Source organism: Microbacterium sp. M3 (assembly GCF_033548675.1).
Taxonomy (GTDB): domain Bacteria; phylum Actinomycetota; class Actinomycetes; order Actinomycetales; family Microbacteriaceae; genus Microbacterium; species Microbacterium arthrosphaerae.
This window is the reverse complement of record NZ_JAWTZT010000003.1, coordinates 164,376-184,478: the sequence shown is the minus strand read 5'-3', so window position 1 is coordinate 184,478 and position 20,103 is coordinate 164,376. Positions and strand designations below refer to the sequence as shown.

The following is a 20,103-nucleotide window of genomic DNA, read 5'->3' as shown; positions in this document are numbered from 1 at the left end:
CGGTGCTCCCTGGACTCGGGCGATGTGGAGGACGAGACGACGGCGCGCCGGCTCCCGAACGAGTCAGGCAGAGCCGGCGCGCCGTCGTGATGGATCAATCCTCGCGCAGATCCTCGTAGAGCGCCGTCGAGAGGTACCGCTCGCCGAAGGAGGGGATGATCACGACGATGTTCTTGCCGGCCGCCTCGGGGCGCGCGGCGACCTGCAGCGCCGCCCAGATCGCGGCGCCCGACGAGATGCCGACGAGGATGCCGTCCTTCTCGCCGACCGCGCGGGCCGTCGAGATGGCGTCGGGGAACTCGACGTCGATGACCTCGTCGATGACGCCCTGGTCGAGGATCGCCGGGATGAAGTTCGGGCCGATGCCCTGGATCTTGTGCGGGCCGGGCGTGCCCTTCGTGAGCAGCGGCGAGTCGGCCGGCTCGACGGCCACGACCTTCGCGCCGGGCACGCGCTCCTTGAGCACCTGGCCGACGCCGGTGATGGTGCCGCCGGTGCCGATGCCGGCGACGAAGTAGTCGACCTGGCCGTCGGTGTCGCGGATGATCTCCTCGGCGGTGGTCTTGCGGTGGATCGCGGGGTTCGCCTCGTTCTCGAACTGGCGCGCGAGCACCGCTCCCGGGATCTCGGCGACGAGCTCCTCGGCCTTGGCGACCGCGCCCTTCATACCGCCCGAGGGGTCGGTCAGCACGAGCTCCGCGCCGTAGGCCTTGAGCAGCAGGCGACGCTCGACCGACATCGACGAGGGCATCGCGAGCACCACGCGGTACCCGCGGGCGGCCCCGACCATCGCGAGCGCGATGCCGGTGTTGCCGCTGGTCGCCTCGACGATGGTGCCGCCGGGCTGCAGCTGCCCCGAGGCCTCGGCGGCGTCGACGATCGCGATGCCGAGGCGGTCCTTGACGCTGGAGGCCGGGTTGTAGAACTCGAGCTTGGCCAGCACGTTGCCTTCGACGCCCTCCGCCACGCGGTTCAGGCGCACGAGCGGGGTGTTGCCGAATGCGGTCGTGATGTCGGGGTGGATGCCGGTCATGTCGGGGCCTTTCGCGGGTTCACGGCTGATCGAGCACCAGCCTAGGGGAGGGCTTCTCTATGAGTCCTTCTGTGACGGCGCACTCGTGCCGACGTGGTACCCGCCCTTTCGAATCGCGCACTTTGCACCTCCCGGCTGCCGATCCCAGCAAAGTGCGCGATTCGAAAGCAGGAGGGGGAAGCCGGAGCACCGGGCCTAGAGTCGGTATGGTCATGGCTTCCTCCGACGAACCCGTTCCGCTGTCCGCCGCGCTGAATCGCGCCGCAGCCCGCCTCGCCGCCGCCGGCATCGGCGATCCGGCCGTCGATGCCGAGCTGCTCGCCGGGTTCGTGCTGGGCACCGGGCGCGGGGGAGTGCAGGCGGCCGCCGTCCGCGGCGAGCGGCTGACCGCGGACGACGCCGGCCGCCTGGACGAGCTCGTCGCCCGCCGCGCCACGCGCGAGCCGCTGCAGCACATCACCGGCACGGCGCCGTTCCGCCACCTCGAGCTGCGAGTCGGGCCCGGGGTGTTCGTGCCGCGACCCGAGACCGAGGGGGTCGCGCAGCTGGCGATCGACGCGCTGCGAGCCGCGGCATCCCCCTCCCCGATCGCGGTGGATCTCGGCACCGGCAGCGGCGCGATCGCGCTGGCGATGGCGACCGAGGTGCCGCATGCCCAGGTATACGCCGCCGAGAACTCCGTCGACGCGTTCGTGTGGACGAAGGAGAACTTCGCGCTCGTCGGCGCCGCCAACGCGACCCTCGCATTCATCGACCTGGCTGCCGCCTTCCCCGAGCTCGACGGGACCGTCTCGGTCGTGGCATCCAACCCTCCCTATGTTCCGGATGCCGCGATCCCGCGCGATCCGGAGGTGCGGTTCTTCGATCCTCCGGCCGCGCTCTACGGGGGAGAGGACGGCCTGGACGTCGTGCGGGTGCTCAGCGGCGTGGGGCTGCGCCTCGCGCACCCGGGCGGCACCATCGTGATCGAGCACGGCGAGTGGCAGGGCGAGGCGATCCGCGCGATCCTCGCTGCGGACGGGTGGCTGGCCGCCGCGACGCATCCCGATCTGACGATGCGCGACCGGGCGACGACCGCGATCCGGCCCTGAGCGGGCCGGCGCCGCGCACGCGCAGTGTTCGCGCGGGATGCCGCAACTAGACTGTCGGGCGACATGTCCCCCATCTTCGACTGCCGTGATGAGGCGCAGCTGCTCGCCGGCATGCGCCAGGCGCGCCAGGCCATCGGCCGTGGCGAGCTCGTCGTCCTCCCCACCGACACCGTGTATGGCGTCGCCGCCGACGCCTTCGACCATCAGGCGGTCGCACGCCTGCTCGCCGCCAAGGGCCGCGGCCGCCAGTCGCCGCCTCCGGTGCTCGTCGCCGGCATCACGACGCTGCGCGCGCTGGTCGCGGAGGTGCCCGAGCCGGTGGAGCGCCTCATCGAGGCGTTCTGGCCGGGTGGGCTCACGATCGTCCTGCCGGCCCAGCCGTCGCTCTCGTGGGACCTCGGCGAGACCCGCGGCACCGTCGCGGTGCGAATGCCCGCCCACCGCATCGCCCTGGAGCTGCTCGAAGAGACCGGCCCGCTCGCGGTGTCGAGCGCCAATCTCACCGGCATGGCCGCCGGCATCACCGCCGAGGACGCGCAGGGGATGCTGAAGGACTCGGTGGCGGTCTACCTCGGAGACGGTCCGTCCAAGACCGGTGTCCCGTCGACGATCATCGACGCGACCAGCCTCGTCGGCGGCGACGAGCCGCGCGTGCGCGTGCTGCGCGAAGGCGCGGTCAGCCGGGCGCAGCTGCTCGGGATCGTCGGCGACCTGCTCGAGCCCGAGCCGGGTGCCGACACGGACGCGCCGTCGGCCGCGCCCGCCGGCGCCGCGCCGGAGGCTGAGGACGCCGCCGGGCCTGAGGCTCAGGGCGCCGCCGGGCCGGAGGCTGAGGACGCCGCCGGGCCGGCGACCGCCGAGCCCGGGGCTCAGGACGCCGTCGAGCCGGCGGCGCCGGAGCCCGGCCGCTCGTGAAGCAGTACGTCTTCACGATCCTCCTCACGGCGGCGGTCGCCTTCGTCCTGTCGTGGGCGGTGTGGCGGCTCAGCCTGAAGTACAAGCTGTATCCGGGCATCCGCGAGCGCGACGTGCACAAGACGCCGACGCCGCGTCTCGGCGGCATCGCGATGTTCATCGGCGTGGTGGCCGCGTTCGCGGTGTCGTCGCAGCATCCGTTCTTCGCCATCATCTGGACGCAGCCCCAGCAGATCTACGCGCTGCTCGGCGCGACCGCGCTCATCGTGGTCGTCGGCGTGCTCGACGACCTCTGGGACCTCGACTGGATGATCAAGCTCGGGGCCCAGTTCCTCGCCGCCGGCGTCATCGCCTGGTTCGGGCAGCTGCAGATCTACGCGCTCCCGCTCGGCGGCATGACGATCTTCTCCAGCTGGGCGAGCTTCACCCTCACGGTGTTCTCGATCGTGGTCGTCATGAACGCCGTGAACTTCATCGACGGCCTCGACGGCCTCGTCGCCGGCGTCTGCCTCATCGCCAACGGCGTGTTCTTCGCCTACTCCTACATGGTGGTGCGCGACACCGGCGCCAGCACCTTCTTCAACCTGGCGTCGTTCATCGCGGCCGTGCTCATCGGCGCGTGCATCGGCTTCCTGCCGCTCAACTGGAGCCCGGCGCGCCTGTTCATGGGCGACGCGGGCGCCCTCATGCTGGGGCTGCTGATGGCGTGCTCCGCGATCGCGATCACGGGCTCGTTCGACCCCGCCATCGTCGGCGACAACGACTCGTTCGGCCGCTCGCAGCTGCTCGGTGCCTTCATCCCCATCCTGCTGCCGGTCGTGGTGGTGCTGCTGCCACTGCTCGACTTCGGGCTCGCCGTCGTGCGCCGCATGAGCAAGGGCAAGTCGCCCTTCTCGCCCGACCGCAAGCACCTGCACCACCGCATGCTCGACATGGGGCACTCCGACCGCGACGCCGTCCTCATCTTCTACGCGTGGACGGCGCTGGTCAGCCTCTCGGTGCTGCTCATGTACATCGGCACGACGCTCGAGTGGCCGGGGGACTACCTCTTCGGCGTGCTGTACGGCGTGCTCGGCATCGCCGCGTGCCTCGTCGTCACGTTCCTTCCCTCGCGTCGCCTCAGCGCCGCGGCGGCCCCCGACCCCGCACCCGCTCCCGCGCCGGACGGCGCGCCGCAGACCGATCCCGCGCCCGCACAGGAGGACGCCCGATGACCGCCAGCCCGATCTCCAGCACGCCGATCCTCCGCACCGTCCTGGTGTGGTCAGGCTCCGTCACCGCCGCCCTCCTCGTCGTGGGTGGACTCGTCGGCTACCTCGTCGCCGGGACGGACGGACTGTGGAGTGCCCTCGCCGGCGTCCTCATCGCGGCGCTGTTCCTCGCGATCACGGCCGCCAGCATCCTCATCGCGAACCGCTGGTACGGCGATGCCCTGTACGTCCCGATCTTCTTCGGCATCGTGCTCGGCGGCTGGATCCTGAAGTTCGTCGTGTTCCTGATCGCCCTCTTCGTGCTGCGGGATCAGCCGTGGGTCGTCGGGCCGGTGTTCTTCCTCGCCCTGGTCGCGAGCGTGCTCGCCTCGCTGGTCATCGACGTCGTCGTGCTGATGCGCATGCGCGTGCCGCACGTGAGCGATGTCGAGCTTCCCACCGACCCGGATGCCGGCGACCGCACGGACGAGCCGGGCGCGACCCGCTGAGTCGCTCGCGGCGGATTCAGGGACCACTCAAGTTTGATAGGCTGGCCGAGCGCCCGCCCGCTCGCCCAGCGAGATCTTGCGGAGTGACGCTCACCGACCATCGTCGCAACGGTCCTTCACCGATGCCCCGAAGCTGGAGCCAGCGCTGTTTACTCAAGCTGCGACCCTGATCGCCCCCCTTGCCGCTGACGCGCCCCCGGAGTTCCACGGGCCGTCGATCGAGGAGTTCTTCCCCCCGATCGTCTTCGACGCCTTCGGCCTCATCCCGGTGACGCGGATCAACCTGATCCAGTTCCTCGCGACGATCGCCGTCGTGGTGATCTTCTGGCTCGGCACCCGCCGCATGCGCGTCGTGCCCGGACGCTTCCAGAGCATCGTCGAGATGGGCCTGGACTTCGTCCGCGTCAACATCGGCGAAGACCTGCTCGGCAAGAAGGACGCCCAGCGGTTCCTTCCGCTCCTCACCACGATCTTCTTCATGGTGCTGTTCATGAACATCACGGGCATCATCCCGTTCCTGAACATCGCCGGAACGAGCATCATCGCGGTGCCGCTGACGCTCGCGGTCGTGAGCTACGTGACGTTCATCTACGCCGGCATCAAGAAGAGCCCGAAGAACTTCTTCAAGAACTCGCTCTTCCCCTCGGGCGTGCCGTGGCCGATCTACATCATCGTCACGCCGATCGAGCTCATCTCGACGTTCATCATCCGTCCGGTGACGCTCACGCTCCGACTCCTCATGAACATGATGGTCGGCCACCTGCTGCTGGTGCTCTTCTTCGCCGCGACGAACTTCTTCATCGTCGACCTCGGCGGCTGGTGGTCGCTGCTCGGCGCGGGCAGCCTCGCGTTCGGCTTCGTCTTCACCCTGTTCGAAATCCTGGTGGCAGTCCTCCAGGCGTACGTCTTCGCTCTCCTCACCGCGGTCTACATCCAGCTCGCGGTCGCGGAAGAGCACTAAGCGGGTCGGCTGAGAAGCCGCCCACAACCGAAAGGAAACACCCCCGTGGACGCAACTACGGTTCTCGCAGAGCTCAGCGGCAACGTCGCGACGATGGGCTACGGCCTCGCCGCGATCGGCCCGGCCATCGGCGTGGGCATCGTCGTCGGCAAGACGATCGAGGGCGTCGCCCGCCAGCCCGAGCTCGCCGGCCGCCTGCAGGTGCTCATGTGGATCGGTATCGCCTTCACCGAGGCGCTCGCCTTCATCGGCATCGCGACCTACTTCATCTTCGTCTGATCGCCGATACACAGTCCTAAGGAGACAGGATGCTGCACGCTCTTGTCGCGTACGCGGCGGAAGAGGGGGAGACTCACAACCCCCTCATCCCCGCCTGGTACGACATCATCTGGTCGTCGGTCTGCTTCATCGTCATCCTCTTCATCTTCTGGAAGGTCGCCCTTCCCCGTATGAAGAAGCTGCTCGACGAGCGTTCCGCGGCGATCGAGGGCAACATCGCCAAGGCCGACGAGGCCCAGCGCAAGGCCGAGGCGGCGCTCGAGGAGTACACCGCCCAGCTCGCCGACGCCCGCAAGGAAGCCGGTGAGATCCGCGACGCCGCCCGCGAGGACGGCAAGAAGATCGTCGCCGAGGCGAAAGAGACGGCGACGGCCGAGGCCGCCCGCCTCACCTCCACCGCTCACGCCCAGATCGAGGCCGAGCGCCAGACCGCACTCGTGTCGCTGCGCAGCGAGGTCGGCACGCTCGCCCTCGACCTCGCCGGTGGCGTGATCGGCGAGACGCTGTCGGACGACAAGAAGGCTCAGGCCGTCGTCGACCGCTTCCTCGCCGAGCTTGAGGAGTCCGAAGGGGCCAAGGCGTAATGGGCAGCGCGACCACTCAGGCCCTGGCGGCGACGACGACGGCGCTCGGCGCCGCGTCGGGCGTCGACCTCGACGTCGCTCGCGAGCTCTTCGCCGTGGCGCGCGCCGTGGGCGACTCGTCGCAGCTGAGCGGCGCGCTCGCCGACTCGGCCGCGCCGGCCGAGGCCCGTCGTCAGGTCGTCGCCGGTGTCTTCGGCACGGCCGTGAAGCCCACGACGGCGTCGCTGCTGACGACCGCCGTCGCGCAGCGCTGGTCCTCTGCCGACGATCTGGTCGACGGCATCGAGGAGCTCGCGGTGCGCGCGGCGGCCGTGGCCGATCCTGCGTCGGATGTCGAGGCGGAGCTCTTCTCCTTCTCGCGGACGGTCGCGGGCAACGCCGAGCTCGAGCTCGCGCTCGGCAGCCGCCTCGGCGATGCCGCCGCGAAGGGCGCGCTCGTCGAGTCGCTGCTGAACGGCCGCGCGAGCGCTGCGACGACCCTCATCGCGGCATCCCTCGTCCGTCAGCCTCGCGAGCGCCGCGTGCGCCAGCTGCTGTCGCGCGCCACCCGGATCGTGGCCGACCAGCGCAACCGCGCGGTCGCGACGGTGGTGGTCGCGGCTCCGCTGAGCGCCGGTCAGAGCGAGCGCCTGACCGCCGCGCTGAGCAAGCGCTACGGTACGCCGGTGTCGCTCAACACGATCGTCGACCCCACCGTGGTGGGCGGGCTGCGCGTGCAGATCGCCGACGACGTCATCGACGCGAGCGTCTCGTCGCGTCTGGCCGACCTCCGTCAGCGGCTCGCCGGCTGACACAGACTTCCCGCACCGGGCCGAACCGGCACAGGGCGGAGATTTCGGGGCCGAGGCCCCATGAACGAAGGAAAACAATGGCAGATCTCTCTATCAGCCCCGACGTCATCCGTGACGCGCTGAAGGACTTCGTCGCCGCCTACGAGCCCACGGGCGCCGCGGCCACGGAGGTCGGCACCGTTGTCGACGCCGCGGACGGCATCGCTCACGTCGAGGGCCTTCCCGGCGTCATGGCGAACGAGCTCGTGCGCTTCGAGGACGGCACGGCGGGCCTCGCGCAGAACCTGGACGAGCACGAGATCGGTGTCGTCGTCCTCGGCGAGTTCTCCGGTATCGAGGCCGGCCAGACGGTCACCCGTACCGGCGAGGTGCTCTCGGTCGGCGTCGGCGAGGGCTACCTCGGCCGCGTCGTCGACCCGCTCGGCAACCCGATCGACGGTCTCGGCGAGATCGCGACCACCGGCACCCGCGCGCTCGAGCTGCAGGCGCCCGGCGTCATGCAGCGCAAGAGCGTCCACGAGCCGCTGCAGACCGGCATCAAGGCCATCGACGCCATGATCCCCGTCGGCCGCGGCCAGCGTCAGCTCATCATCGGCGACCGTCAGACCGGCAAGACGGCGATCGCGCTCGACACGATCATCAACCAGAAGGCCAACTGGGAGTCGGGCGACGTCACCAAGCAGGTGCGCTGCATCTACGTCGCCATCGGCCAGAAGGGCTCGACGATCGCGGCCGTGAAGGGTGCCCTCGAAGACGCCGGCGCGATGGAGTACACCACCATCGTCGCCGCTCCCGCCTCCGACCCCGCCGGCTTCAAGTACCTCGCGCCGTACACCGGCTCGGCCATCGGCCAGCACTGGATGTACGAGGGCAAGCACGTCCTCATCATCTTCGACGACCTGTCGAAGCAGGCCGAGGCCTACCGCGCCGTGTCGCTGCTGCTCCGCCGTCCGCCGGGCCGCGAGGCCTACCCGGGCGACGTCTTCTACCTGCACTCGCGTCTGCTCGAACGCTGCGCGAAGCTCTCGGACGAGCTGGGCGCCGGCTCGATGACGGGCCTGCCCATCATCGAGACGAAGGCCAACGACGTCTCGGCGTACATCCCGACCAACGTGATCTCGATCACCGACGGCCAGATCTTCCTCCAGTCCGACCTGTTCAACGCCAACCAGCGTCCCGCGGTCGACGTCGGCATCTCGGTCTCGCGAGTCGGCGGCGACGCCCAGGTGAAGTCGATCAAGAAGGTCTCCGGAACGCTCAAGCTCGAGCTGTCGCAGTACCGCTCGCTCGAGGCCTTCGCGATGTTCGCCTCCGACCTCGACGCGGCCTCGCGCCGTCAGCTCGCCCGCGGCGCGCGCCTGACCGAGCTGCTCAAGCAGCCGCAGTACTCGCCGTACCCGGTCGAGGAGCAGGTCGTCTCGATCTGGGCCGGCACGAACGGCAAGCTCGACTCGATCGAGGTCGAGGACGTGCTGTCGTTCGAGCGCGAGCTGCTGGATTACCTGCGTCGCAACACGACGATCCTCGACACGCTGCGTGAGACGAACGTCCTCGACGACGACACGGTGGCCGAGCTGGGCAAGAAGACCGACGAGTTCATCCTGGAGTTCCAGGCGGGCAAGGGCCAGGCCATCGGCAAGCCCGGGCACGAAGAGGTCGCAGCAGCCGAGGCCGACGACGTGAACCAGGAGAAGATCGTCAAGGGCCGCCGCTAAGGCGGGCCGGGGCAAAGACCATGGGCGCACAACTCCGGGTCTACAAGCAGAAGATCAGTTCTGCTCAGACGACCAAGAAGATCACGAAGGCGATGGAACTCATCGCGGCTTCGCGCATCCAGAAGGCGATGGCGCGTGTGCGCGCGTCGTCGCCCTTCGCGCGAGCCGTGACGCGGGCCGTCTCCGCCGTGGCCACCCACTCGAACATCGACCACCCGCTGACGGTCGAGCGTGAGACGATCCGGCGTTCCGCCGTCGTGATCTTCACGTCCGACCGCGGTCTCGCCGGCGCGTTCAACTCGCAGATCCTCCGCGAGGGTCTCGAGCTCGCGCAGCTGGTGCGCTCGCAGGACCGGGAGCCGGTGTTCTACCTCGTGGGGCGCAAGGCGGTCGGCTACTTCCAGTTCCGTCGCATGGACAGCGCGGCGGAGTGGACGGGCGACACCGACACCCCGCACTTCACGACGGCGGAGGAGATCGCCGCCACGCTCCTCGACGCGTACGACCGCGGCGGCGACAACGGCGGTGTGGACGAGATCCACCTCGTGTACAACCGCTTCGTCAGCATGATGACGCAGACGCCCGAGACGGTGCGCCTGCTTCCGCTGGAGGTCGTCGAGGCCGAGGAGACCTCCTCGGCGCAGGTGTACCCGCTGTACGAGTTCGAGCCGGATGCCGCGACCGTCCTCGATGCGCTGCTGCCGGTGTACATCCAGAGCCGCGTCTTCAACGCGCTCCTGCAGTCGTCGGCCGCGAAGCACGCCGCGACGCAGAAGGCGATGAAGTCGGCCAGCGACAACGCCGACAAGCTCATCACCGACTACACCCGCCTGCGCAACAACGCGCGCCAGGCCGAGATCACGCAGCAGATCGCCGAGATCGTCGGCGGTGCCGACGCGCTGGCGTCGGGCAAGTAGACCACACGAAAGAGAAGAAGCCATGAGCCTCACCGCTGAAACCACGGCAGCGGGGACCGGGACGGCCGCCGTCGGGCGCGTCGCCCGCGTCACCGGCCCCGTCGTCGACATCGAGTTCCCGCACGACGCGATCCCCGACATCTACAACGCGCTCAAGACCACCATCACGATGGGCGACGAGTCGACCGAGATCACCCTCGAGGTCGCTCAGCACCTCGGCGACGACCTCGTCCGCGCGATCTCGCTCAAGCCGACCGACGGCATGGTCCGCGGCCAGGAGGTGCGCGACACCGGCGGCCCCATCACGGTCCCGGTCGGCGACGTCACCAAGGGCAAGGTGTTCAACGTCACGGGTGACGTCCTGAACGGCGAGCCGGGCGAGACGATCGAGGTCACCGAGCGCTGGGGCATCCACCGCCAGGCGCCGTCGTTCGACCAGCTCGAGTCCAAGACCGAGATGTTCGAGACCGGCATCAAGAGCATCGACCTGCTCACCCCGTACGTGCAGGGTGGCAAGATCGGCCTCTTCGGCGGTGCGGGCGTCGGCAAGACGGTCCTCATCCAGGAGATGATCCAGCGCGTCGCGCAGGATCACGGCGGTGTGTCGGTGTTCGCCGGAGTCGGCGAGCGCACCCGTGAGGGCAACGACCTCATCGGCGAGATGGAGGAGGCGGGCGTCTTCGACAAGACCGCCCTCGTCTTCGGCCAGATGGACGAGCCGCCGGGGACGCGTCTGCGCGTCGCCCTCTCGGCGCTGACGATGGCGGAGTACTTCCGCGACGTCCAGAAGCAGGACGTGCTGCTCTTCATCGACAACATCTTCCGCTTCACGCAGGCCGGTTCCGAGGTCTCGACGCTGCTCGGCCGCATGCCCTCCGCCGTGGGCTACCAGCCGAACCTGGCCGACGAGATGGGCGTCCTGCAGGAGCGCATCACGTCGACCCGTGGTCACTCGATCACGTCGCTCCAGGCGATCTACGTGCCCGCCGACGACTACACCGACCCCGCGCCGGCCACCACGTTCGCGCACCTCGACGCGACCACCGAGCTCTCGCGTGAGATCGCGTCGAAGGGTCTCTACCCGGCCATCGACCCGCTGACGTCGACGAGCCGCATCCTCGACCCGCGCTACATCGGCGACGACCACTACCGCGTGGCGACCGCCGTGAAGCAGATCCTGCAGAAGAACAAGGAGCTGCAGGAGATCATCGCGATCCTCGGTGTCGACGAGCTCTCGGAAGAGGACAAGATCGTCGTCGCCCGCGCGCGCCGCATCCAGCAGTTCCTGTCGCAGAACACCTACATGGCGAAGAAGTTCACCGGTGTCGAGGGCTCCACGGTCCCGATCAAGGAGACCATCGAGTCGTTCGACGCGATCGTGAAGGGCGACTTCGACCACGTGGCCGAGCAGGCGTTCTTCAACGTCGGCGGCATCTCCGACGTCGAAGAGCAGTGGGCGCGCATCCAGAAGGAGAACGGCTGACATGCCGCTCAAGGTGAGTCTCGTCTCCGCGGACGCGGAGGTCTGGTCGGGGGAGGCGTCGCTCGTCGTCGCCAAGACCGTCGAGGGCGAGATCGGCTTCATGACCGGTCACGAGCCGGTGCTCGCGATCCTCGCCGAAGGTCAGGTGCGCATCACCGAGACCTCCGGCACGAAGATCGTCGCCAACGCGCAGGACGGCTTCCTGTCGATGGAGGGCGACGACCTCACGATCGTGGCAGGCAATGCCGCGCTGATCTCCTGATCGCACACCATTCGCACTCGGCCGGTCCCCTCGGGGGCCGGCCGAGTCGCTTGCGTGAACGCCCCACCGACCCGCCCGGAGAATCATGCTGGTCCTTCTGCCGCCGTCCGAGACCAAGCGACCGGGCGGCACGCGTCCGCCGCTGAGCCTCGACGCGCTGTCGCTTCCCGAGCTGACGCCGTCGCGCGAGACCGTGATCACCGCGCTCGTGGCTCTCTCCGGCGATGAGGACGCGGCCGCGCGCGTCCTCAAGCTCGGACCGACGCAGCGCGGCGAGGTCGCCGTGAACGCCGCGCTGCGCGAGGCGCCGGCGATGCCGGCGATCGACCGCTACACCGGCGTGCTCTACGACGCGCTGGACGCGGCATCCCTCCCGGCCACCGCCCGGCGCTGGCTGGGAGCCCACGTCCTCATCCACTCCGCGCCGTTCGGACCTGTGGGGGCCCTCGACCGCATCCCCGCCTACCGCTTGGGCGCGTCGGCGTCGCTTCCCGGCATGCCGCCGCTGCGGCGCGTGTGGGCGGACGCCGTCACCGCGGCGTTCGCGACGCGCGCGCCGGCGTTCGTGCTCGACCTGCGCTCCGAGGCCTACGTCGCGCTGGGTGCCGTGCCCGCGGACCTCTCGTCGCGGTACGTCCGGGTCGTGAGCGAGGGGGAGGACGGCGCGGTGCGGGCGCTCAACCACTTCAACAAGCACGCGAAGGGCGCGCTCGTGCGCCGTCTCGCCGAAGAGCGGCCGCGCACCGGCTCCGCCGCGGGATTCGTGCGGTGGGCGGATGCCGCGGGCCTCCGTGTGCGGGAGTCCGGGGCCGGCGAGCTCGAGCTCTTCGCCTGACGCGGGCCGCGGCATCCGCCCCCGTTCTCAGCGCAGCTGGTCAGCGCCGCGTGTGCAGCCGGTCAGCGCCGCGTGTGCAGCCGGTCAGCGCCGCGTGTGCTGTGCGGTGCGCTCGGTGTTCTCGGCGATGGCGATGAGGGCGACGACGGCCTCGATGATGAACCGCAGCAGGATGATCGAGAGGAACGTCAGCACCGGGACGATCACGATGGTCGCGATCAGGCCGCTGATGCCGGCGCCGACGTTGAGCCACATCACCGAGATCGCACTCAGGATGCCGCCGACGAAGTACACGATGAAGCCGATGCCGATGGCGATCAGGCCGACGAGGTAGAAGACGCTCGCGAGGCGCCGCGTGATGAAGGTGCGGAACGACAGATCGAACAGGGCCGAGAAGAAGCCGCGGCCCACGTCGGACGCATCGCCCGGGATCGTCGGGACGCCGGTGTCGTCGGGATCCGCGGTGCGCGGGTCGGCCGCGCGCGCCGCGTCGGCGGCGGACTGCGGGGGCAGCGGCGGGGGAGTGGGAGCGGACGCGTGCGGATCGGACATGAGCGGCCCTTCGGTCGGGAGTTGTGCTCAGGCTATCCACCGTCGGGCGAGCGGGCCATGCTCCCGCCCCGCGTGGCGCGGACGACGCGAGGATGTCGAACGGCGGAACAATGCTGACAGTTCGCTGAGAGCGTCGCTAGCATGTGAGGCGCGGAGCAGGGGCTCCGCGGTCGCGTCTGGGCGCGATCAGAATCGACTCTCTCGGAGGTCGCTCCATCATGTACGACGACGATTACAGCGTCGGACTCGCGCTCGCGTGGCTCGCATTCCTTCCCGTTCTTCTCCTCCTCCTCGTCGCCGGCTATGTCATCGGCTCGTGGTTCCTCATGAAGGTCTTCGACAAGGCCGGCGTGCAGGGACGCTGGCGCGCGTGGGTGCCGGTGTACAACACCCTGATCTTCGTCAAGCTCGGCGACCTCAGCCCGTGGTGGCTGCTCGCGCTGTGGGGTGGCGCGTTCGTGCTCGGGTGGGTGCCGGTGCTCGGCTCGCTCATCGGCCTCGCTGCCTTCCTCTACACGCTCGCCGCCGCCTGGCGCGTCGGGCTGAAGCTGCAGAAGGAGGCCGTCTGGCTCATCCTCTACTTCTTCCTCGCGATCGTCTGGCTCGGCATCAACGCGTTCGACCGCTCGCGCTGGAACACCGCCATCCCGGCCGCGCCGTGGGCGAACAGCTTCCTCGCCGACAAGACCGTGTGGAGCGGTGTGCCGAGCCAGGTGCCCGCGGCCGGCTACCCCGCCAACCCGGCGACTTCGCCGGCGTTCGGCGCCCCGGCCGGCTACCAGCCGCCGACGGGCTACACGGCTCCGCCCGCGCCGCCTGCCGGCTACACGGCCCCGCCCGCCGCGCCCGCGTCGCCGGCAGCTCCCGTGCCGCCGCCCGCCGCGGCTCAGCCGCCGGTGCCGCCGCCCGCGGCACCGCAGTCGCCGGCCGCCGAGCCGCCCGCCGCGCCGCCGGCGCCGGAGGCCCCGAAGCCGTGACACCCGTCGACAGCCCCTCGCCGCCCGGCGAGGGGCTGTCCCGTTCCCGGGCGACATCGCCTCTCGCCCCCGGGATCCCGGACGCCGTGGACGGCCTTTCCGGCCGAGGCCCCTCGTCCGGCATCGCGGCTAACGTGGAGGCATGACCTCGATCGTTCCGCAGCGCCGCGTCGGCGCGTCCGGTTTGCTCGTCTCGGCCGTCGGACTCGGCTGCAACAACTTCGGCCGCCCCGGCACGCGCACCGAGACGCTCGACGGCACGCGCGCGGTGCTCGATGCGGCACTCGAGTCGGGCGTGACGTTCCTCGACACCGCCGACATGTACGGCGGCGAGCCGGGGCTGTCCGAGACCCTCATGGGCGAGGCGCTCAAGGGGCGACGCGACGCGGTGGTGCTCGCGACGAAGTTCGGGCACCCGGGCCGCGACATGGGCTACCCGCCCTCGGGGGCGAAGGCGTCGCGGTCGTACGTCCGGCGTGCGGTCGAGGCATCCCTCACCCGTCTGCAGACGGAGTGGATCGATCTGTACCAGCTGCACGTCCCCGACGACGAGACGCCGATCGAAGAGACGCTCGACGTGCTCGGCGACCTCGTGCACGAGGGCAAGGTGCGCTACATCGGGCACTCGAACTTCGCCGGCTGGCAGCTCGCCGAGGCGCATTTCACCGCGCTCATGCGGCGGGGCGTGCCGTTCGTCTCGGCGCAGAACGAGTACAGCCTGCTGGCACGTGGCGCCGAGCGCGAGGTGCTGCCCGCCGCGCTGCGCTTCCACCTCGGCTTCTTCCCCTACTTCCCCCTGCACAACGGGCTGCTCACCGGCAAGTTCACGCGGGATGCCGCGCCGGCCGACAGCCGGATCATCCGCCAGCGCCGCCACATCTACGACGACGCTCCCTGGGATGCCCTCGACGCCTTCCGCGCGTTCTGCGACGAACGCGGCATCACGATGCTCGACGCCGCGTTCGGCTGGCTGCTGTCGCACCCCGCGCTGTCGAGCGTCATCGCGGGCGCGACGACGCCCGAGCAGGTGCGGGCGAACGCCGCGGCCGCGTCGGCCTGGACGCCGACGGCGGATGATCGACGGGTCCTGGACGAGATGTTCCCGGCACCCGAGTCGGCCGCCTGACCCGCCGGGCCCGACCCGGGTGCCGACGGTTCGCCGACGGCGTACGGCCCGGGCTGTCGGCGGCGCGCGCGCAGGCGTAGCGTCGCATTCCGTGCGCGGTCCGCGGGTGCGGAGGTCGCCGCGCCCCGGAAAGGACCGTCGTGCTCGGAAAGCTCCTGGTGCGCTACCTCCGCCCCGCCTGGCCCCTCATCGTCGCGGTCGTGGTCTTCCAGCTGGCGCAGTCGATCGCGTCGCTGTGGCTGCCGACCCTCAACGCCGACATCATCGACAACGGCGTGGTGACGGGCGACATCCCCTACATCTGGTCGACGGGCGGCGTGATGCTGCTCGTGAGCCTGGTGCAGGTCGTCTGTGCCGTGATCGCGGTGTACTTCGGCTCGCGGCTGGCCATGGGCATGGGACGCGACCTGCGCGGCGACCTGTTCCATCGCGTCGTCGCGTTCTCGCAGCGGGAGGTCGGTCAGTTCGGCCCGCCGTCGCTCATCACCCGCAACACCAACGACGTCCAGCAGGTGCAGATGCTCGTGCAGGTGTCGGCGACGCTGATGGTCTCGGCGCCCATGCTCGCGATCGGCGGCGTGATCCTGGCGATCAGCCAGGACGTCGGACTGTCGTGGCTCATGGCGGTCGCCATCCCGGTGCTCCTCATCATCGTGGGTCTCATCGTCTGGCGGATGGTGCCGGCGTTCACGCTCATGCAGAAGCGCATCGACCGGGTCAACCAGATCATGCGCGAGCAGCTCAGCGGAATCCGCGTCGTCCGCGCCTTCGTGCGAGAGCGCGAGGAGCATGCGCGGTTCGCCGCCGCCAGCGACGACGTGAAGGCGACCGGCCTGCGCGCGGGCAATCTCATGGCACTCATGTTCCCCGCGGTGATGCTCGTGATGAACGTCTCGAGCGTCGCCGTCATCTGGTTCGGCGCGTTCCAGGTGCAGGAGCAGGACGTGCAGATCGGCACGCTCTTCGCCTTCCTGACCTATCTGATGCAGATCCTGATGGGCGTCATGATGGCGACCTTCATGTTCGTGATGATCCCGCGGGCGGCGGTGTGCGCGAATCGGATCGGCGAGGTCCTCGAGACGGCGCCGTCGGTCGCGGCGCCGGAGGTCGCGGCATCCGCTCCCGCTCCCGCGGGCCGGGTCGAGTTCGACCACGTCGACTTCGCGTACCCCGGAGCTGACGACGCGGTGCTGCACGACCTGACCTTCACCGTGGAGCCGGGAACGACGACGGCGATCATCGGGTCGACCGGTGCCGGCAAGACGACGCTGGTGAGCCTCGTGCCGCGGCTGTTCGACGTGACCGCGGGCAGCGTGCGGGTCGACGGACTCGACGTGCGCGAGTACGACCCGGACGAACTGTGGACGCGGGTGGGGCTGGTGCCGCAGCGGGCGTTCCTGTTCTCGGGGACGATCGCCTCGAATCTGCGCTACGGCGACCACGACGCCACGGACCGGCAGCTGTGGGAGGCGCTGGAGCTGGCACAGGCGGCCGACTTCGTGCGCGCGATGCCCGAGGGGCTCCAGGCGCCGATCGCGCAGGGTGGCACGAACGTCTCGGGCGGGCAGCGGCAGCGTCTCGCGATCGCGCGGGCGCTCGTGAAGCGCCCCGAGGTCTACATCTTCGACGACTCGTTCTCGGCCCTCGATCTGAGAACGGATGCCGCGCTCCGGCGCGCTCTCGACACGCACCTGCCCGACGCCACACGCCTGGTCGTCGCCCAGCGCGTCTCGACGATCCAGCACGCCGACCAGATCGTGGTGCTCGATCACGGACGCGTCGTCGGCATCGGCACGCACGACGAGCTGGTCGAGACGTGCAAGACGTACCGCGAGATCGTGGATTCGCAGCTCGCGGCGGAGGCGGCGGCATGAGCGGCCAGCAGACGACGCGTCCGGCTCCCTTCGGGCCACGAGGCGGTGCGTTCGCGGGCGGCGGGGCGCCCGCGGCGAAGGCTCAGAACTTCGGGCCGAGCGCCCGGCGGCTGCTCGGCACCCTCCGCACCGACACGCCCCGGCTCATCCTGGTGCTCGTCTTCGCCGTGGTGTCGGTGACATTGTCGGTGATCGGGCCGAAGCTGCTGGGCGAAGGCACGAACGTGGTGTTCGCCGGCTTCATCTCGCTGCAGGTGCCGGCCGGGGTCACCCAGCAGCAGGTGGTCGACCAGCTCGTGGCGTCGGGCGATCAGGACCAGGCGAACATGGTCGCCGCCATGGACTTCGTGCCCGGCGCCGGGGTGGACTTCGCTCAGCTCGCGCGGATCCTCGCCCTCGTGCTCCTCGTGTACGTGCTGTCCAGCGTGTTCGGCTGGCTGCAGGCGCGCATCCTCAACGGCGTGGTGCAGCGGGCGATGCACCGGCTCCGGCTGCAGGTGGAGGAGAAGGTGCACCGGCTGCCGCTGTCGTATTTCGACGGCGTGCAGCGCGGCGAGCTGCTCAGCCGGGTGACCAATGACGTCGACAACATCGGCCAGACCATGCAGCAGACGCTCTCGCAGGTGGTCGTGTCGCTGCTGACGGTGATCGGGGTGCTGACGATGATGTTCCTCATCTCGCCGCTCCTCGCCGTGATCGCCCTGGTGACGATCCCGCTGACCATCCTCATCACCGTTCTCGTGGCACGGCGATCGCAGGAGCTGTTCGTGCAGCAGTGGAAGGCCACCGGCGTCCTCAACGCGCGCGTCGAGGAGACCTTCTCAGGTCACGCGATCGTCAAGGTGTTCGGGCACCAGCGCGAGGTCGAGGCCGACTTCCGCGCCGAGAACGACGAGCTCTACCGTGCCGGTTTCGGCGCGCAGTTCCTCTCCGGCGTCATCATGCCGGCCATGATGTTCGTCGGCAATCTCGTGTACGTGGCGATCGCGGTGATCGGGGGCCTGCAGGTGGCGGCCGGCCTGCTGTCGATCGGGGACGTGCAGGCGTTCATCCAGTACTCGCGGCAGTTCACGCAGCCCCTCAGCCAGCTGGGCTCGATGGCCAACCTGCTGCAGTCCGGCGTCGCCAGTGCCGAGCGCGTCTTCGAGCTGCTCGACGAGGAGGAGCAGACGCCCGACGACGACCCGGCCGAGACGCCGCCCGGATCCGCCAGCCGGCTGGAGTTCGAGGATGTCTCGTTCCGCTACGTCGCCGACAAGCCGCTGATCGACGGGCTGACACTGGCCGCGCGACCGGGCGGCACCGTGGCCATCGTCGGGCCGACGGGGGCCGGCAAGACGACGCTCGTCAACCTCATCATGCGGTTCTACGACGTCGACTCCGGCCGCATCACGCTCGACGGCGTCGACACGCGACGCATGACGCGCGCTGACCTGCGGGCGCGCACCGGCATGGTGCTGCAGGACACGTGGCTCTTCGCCGGCACGATCCGCGAGAACATCGCGTACGGGCGGCCCGAGGCGACCGAGGAGGAGATCGTCGCGGCCGCCACCGCGGCCTACGTCGACAGGTTCGTGCACGCGCTGCCCGACGGCTACGACACGATGCTCGACGACGAGGCGACCAATCTCAGCGTCGGCGAGCGCCAGCTGGTGACGATCGCCCGGGCGTTCCTCGCCGACCCGCGCATCCTCATCCTGGACGAGGCGACGTCGTCGGTCGATACGCGCACCGAGCTGCTCATCCAGCGCGCGATGTCGCGGCTGCGGGAGGACCGCACCGCGTTCGTGATCGCCCACCGGCTCTCGACGATCCGCGATGCCGACCTCATCCTCGTGATGGAGGACGGGGCGATCGTCGAGCAGGGCTCGCACGAGGAGCTGCTGGCAGCCAAGGGCGCCTACTGGCGCCTCTACAACGCCCAATTCGAGGCGCCGCTCGACGACGAGGACGCGGAAGTCGTGCCGTCGGTGCCGCTCGCGCCGCCCCCGACCACGGCGCAGATCGTCGTCGACGCCCTCGCCGAGTCGGAGGAGGCACTGGAGTAACCCACTAGTATGTGAGGACGCGGGGCTGACCGGTCCCACGAGGGGCCGACAGGAGGACAGGGCGTGCCCGAGGTTTCCACCGAGTCGGTCGCCGTCCCGATTCCCGGCGGCGTGCTCGACCTCTCCTGGGCTGCCGTGACCGACACCGGGCGCCGGCGCGAAGTGAACCAGGACGCGATGTTCGCCGCGTATCCGCTGTTCGTCGTCGCCGACGGCATGGGCGGCCATGTCGGAGGCGAGATCGCCAGCGCCAGTGCCATCGAGCGCCTGCGCGCGGTGGCCGAGGGCGGCCCGGTGAACCCCAAGACGATCGAGAAGGCCCTGGCGCGGGCCGTCAAAGACATCGCCTCGCATCCTGACGCCACCGACGACGGCACCGGGACGACCGTCACCGGCGTCTTCCTCGACACCACGGGTCACACCGCGCACTGGGTGACGCTCAACATCGGCGACTCGCGCGTGTACCTCGTGCGCGACGGCGCGATCGTGCAGATCACCACCGACCACTCCGTCGTGCAGGAGCTCGTCGCCGCGGGGCGGCTCAGCCCCGAGGAGGCCGAGAACCACCCGTACGGCAACGTCATCACGCGCGCTGTCGGGCCGAGCGAAGGCGTCACGCCCGACTACGTCCGGCTGGACGTCCTCGAGGGCGACCGGTTCGTGATCTGCTCGGACGGCCTGACGAAGGAGCTCACGGACTACGGCATCCGTCACTTCCTCGACGAGAACGCCGACCCCGCCGACGCGGTCACGGCGATGCTCGACGCCGCACTCGAGAACGGCGGCCGCGACAACATCACCATCATCGTCCTCGACGTCGGTCGCCCCGCCGTCGCGTCGCCGTCCGAGGAGGGCGACGAGTCCGGCGCCGCGGACGCTGCCGCGTCGGACGCGGACGCCCACTCCTCCCCAGCGGGGGACTGACGCGGGATATCCCCAGTCTCCGGCCGTGCGCACGCGC

20 protein-coding genes are annotated in these 20,103 nt (G+C 69.9%); 18 read left to right on the top strand and 2 right to left on the bottom strand.

Annotation, left to right across the window (positions count from 1 at the left end; all coding sequences use genetic code 11):
• Window positions 1-94 precede the first annotated feature (94 nt).
• The gene (gene cysK, locus R8Z57_RS10615) at window positions 95-1,033 is read right to left on the bottom strand and encodes a cysteine synthase A (protein WP_318353737.1); all 939 of its coding nucleotides are present in this window, start codon (window positions 1,031-1,033) and stop codon (window positions 95-97) included.
• A 212-nt stretch (window positions 1,034-1,245) separates the two neighbouring features.
• On the opposite strand from cysK, the gene prmC reads away from it, so the two are divergent.
• The 13 genes from prmC to R8Z57_RS10550 all read left to right on the top strand — a co-directional run bounded on the left by prmC (window position 1,246) and on the right by R8Z57_RS10550 (window position 12,565).
• Window positions 1,246-2,124 carry a peptide chain release factor N(5)-glutamine methyltransferase gene (gene prmC, locus R8Z57_RS10610; RefSeq protein ID WP_318353736.1) on the top strand — a complete coding sequence of 293 codons (879 nt, stop codon included), beginning with the start codon at window positions 1,246-1,248 and terminating at the stop codon, window positions 2,122-2,124.
• Between the two features lie 63 nt (window positions 2,125-2,187).
• Window positions 2,188-3,039: an L-threonylcarbamoyladenylate synthase gene (locus tag R8Z57_RS10605; protein WP_318353735.1), complete on the top strand. Its 852-nt coding sequence runs from the start codon at window positions 2,188-2,190 to the stop codon at window positions 3,037-3,039.
• Window positions 3,036-4,253, top strand: coding sequence for an MraY family glycosyltransferase (locus tag R8Z57_RS10600; protein ID WP_318353734.1), 1,218 nt, complete (start codon window positions 3,036-3,038; stop codon window positions 4,251-4,253). The genes R8Z57_RS10605 and R8Z57_RS10600 overlap by 4 nt, the downstream gene beginning before the upstream one ends.
• Window positions 4,250-4,738: a hypothetical protein gene (locus R8Z57_RS10595; RefSeq protein ID WP_318353733.1), complete on the top strand. Its 489-nt coding sequence runs from the start codon at window positions 4,250-4,252 to the stop codon at window positions 4,736-4,738. Before R8Z57_RS10600 ends, R8Z57_RS10595 begins: the two co-directional genes overlap by 4 nt.
• A gap of 166 nt (window positions 4,739-4,904) precedes the next feature.
• Window positions 4,905-5,699 carry a F0F1 ATP synthase subunit A gene (atpB, locus tag R8Z57_RS10590; RefSeq protein ID WP_318354078.1) on the top strand — a complete coding sequence of 265 codons (795 nt, stop codon included), beginning with the start codon at window positions 4,905-4,907 and terminating at the stop codon, window positions 5,697-5,699.
• A gap of 45 nt (window positions 5,700-5,744) precedes the next feature.
• Window positions 5,745-5,978: an ATP synthase F0 subunit C gene (atpE, locus tag R8Z57_RS10585; RefSeq protein WP_045274135.1), complete on the top strand. Its 234-nt coding sequence runs from the start codon at window positions 5,745-5,747 to the stop codon at window positions 5,976-5,978.
• Window positions 5,979-6,007: 29 nt separating this feature from the next.
• Window positions 6,008-6,562, top strand: a complete 555-nt coding sequence (locus R8Z57_RS10580) for a F0F1 ATP synthase subunit B (RefSeq protein WP_318353732.1) — start codon at window positions 6,008-6,010, stop codon at window positions 6,560-6,562.
• Entirely contained in the window at window positions 6,562-7,353 is a 792-nt protein-coding gene (locus R8Z57_RS10575) for a F0F1 ATP synthase subunit delta (protein ID WP_318353731.1), read from the top strand. The genes R8Z57_RS10580 and R8Z57_RS10575 overlap by 1 nt, the downstream gene beginning before the upstream one ends.
• A gap of 77 nt (window positions 7,354-7,430) precedes the next feature.
• Window positions 7,431-9,068, top strand: a complete 1,638-nt coding sequence (gene atpA / locus R8Z57_RS10570; RefSeq protein ID WP_318353730.1) for a F0F1 ATP synthase subunit alpha — start codon at window positions 7,431-7,433, stop codon at window positions 9,066-9,068.
• Window positions 9,069-9,088: 20 nt separating this feature from the next.
• Window positions 9,089-9,985 (top strand): F0F1 ATP synthase subunit gamma, encoded by an 897-nt coding sequence (locus R8Z57_RS10565; protein ID WP_318353729.1) that lies wholly within the window; start codon window positions 9,089-9,091, stop codon window positions 9,983-9,985.
• Window positions 9,986-10,007: 22 nt separating this feature from the next.
• Entirely contained in the window at window positions 10,008-11,468 is a 1,461-nt protein-coding gene (gene atpD / locus R8Z57_RS10560; protein WP_318353728.1) for a F0F1 ATP synthase subunit beta, read from the top strand.
• Between the two features lies 1 nt (window position 11,469).
• The gene (locus R8Z57_RS10555) at window positions 11,470-11,730 is read left to right on the top strand and encodes a F0F1 ATP synthase subunit epsilon (RefSeq protein ID WP_308868467.1); all 261 of its coding nucleotides are present in this window, start codon (window positions 11,470-11,472) and stop codon (window positions 11,728-11,730) included.
• 85 nt (window positions 11,731-11,815) lie between these two features.
• On the top strand, window positions 11,816-12,565 hold the full coding sequence (locus tag R8Z57_RS10550) for a peroxide stress protein YaaA (RefSeq protein ID WP_318353727.1): 750 nt from the start codon (window positions 11,816-11,818) through the stop codon (window positions 12,563-12,565).
• An 84-nt stretch (window positions 12,566-12,649) separates the two neighbouring features.
• On the opposite strand, the gene R8Z57_RS10545 is transcribed toward R8Z57_RS10550, so the two are convergent.
• Window positions 12,650-13,117 (bottom strand): DUF4282 domain-containing protein, encoded by a 468-nt coding sequence (locus R8Z57_RS10545; RefSeq protein WP_318353726.1) that lies wholly within the window; start codon window positions 13,115-13,117, stop codon window positions 12,650-12,652.
• A gap of 218 nt (window positions 13,118-13,335) precedes the next feature.
• On the opposite strand from R8Z57_RS10545, the gene R8Z57_RS10540 reads away from it, so the two are divergent.
• From R8Z57_RS10540 to R8Z57_RS10520, 5 genes are all read left to right on the top strand, one after another.
• Window positions 13,336-14,094, top strand: a complete 759-nt coding sequence (locus tag R8Z57_RS10540) for a DUF5684 domain-containing protein (RefSeq protein WP_318353725.1) — start codon at window positions 13,336-13,338, stop codon at window positions 14,092-14,094.
• A gap of 142 nt (window positions 14,095-14,236) precedes the next feature.
• Window positions 14,237-15,220, top strand: coding sequence for an aldo/keto reductase (locus R8Z57_RS10535; RefSeq protein WP_318353724.1), 984 nt, complete (start codon window positions 14,237-14,239; stop codon window positions 15,218-15,220).
• Between the two features lie 140 nt (window positions 15,221-15,360).
• Window positions 15,361-17,094, top strand: coding sequence for an ABC transporter ATP-binding protein (locus R8Z57_RS10530; RefSeq protein WP_318353723.1), 1,734 nt, complete (start codon window positions 15,361-15,363; stop codon window positions 17,092-17,094).
• Window positions 17,091-19,142, top strand: coding sequence for an ABC transporter ATP-binding protein (locus R8Z57_RS10525; protein ID WP_318353722.1), 2,052 nt, complete (start codon window positions 17,091-17,093; stop codon window positions 19,140-19,142). Before R8Z57_RS10530 ends, R8Z57_RS10525 begins: the two co-directional genes overlap by 4 nt.
• A gap of 63 nt (window positions 19,143-19,205) precedes the next feature.
• Window positions 19,206-20,066: a PP2C family protein-serine/threonine phosphatase gene (locus R8Z57_RS10520; protein WP_318353721.1), complete on the top strand. Its 861-nt coding sequence runs from the start codon at window positions 19,206-19,208 to the stop codon at window positions 20,064-20,066.
• Window positions 20,067-20,103 lie beyond the last annotated feature (37 nt).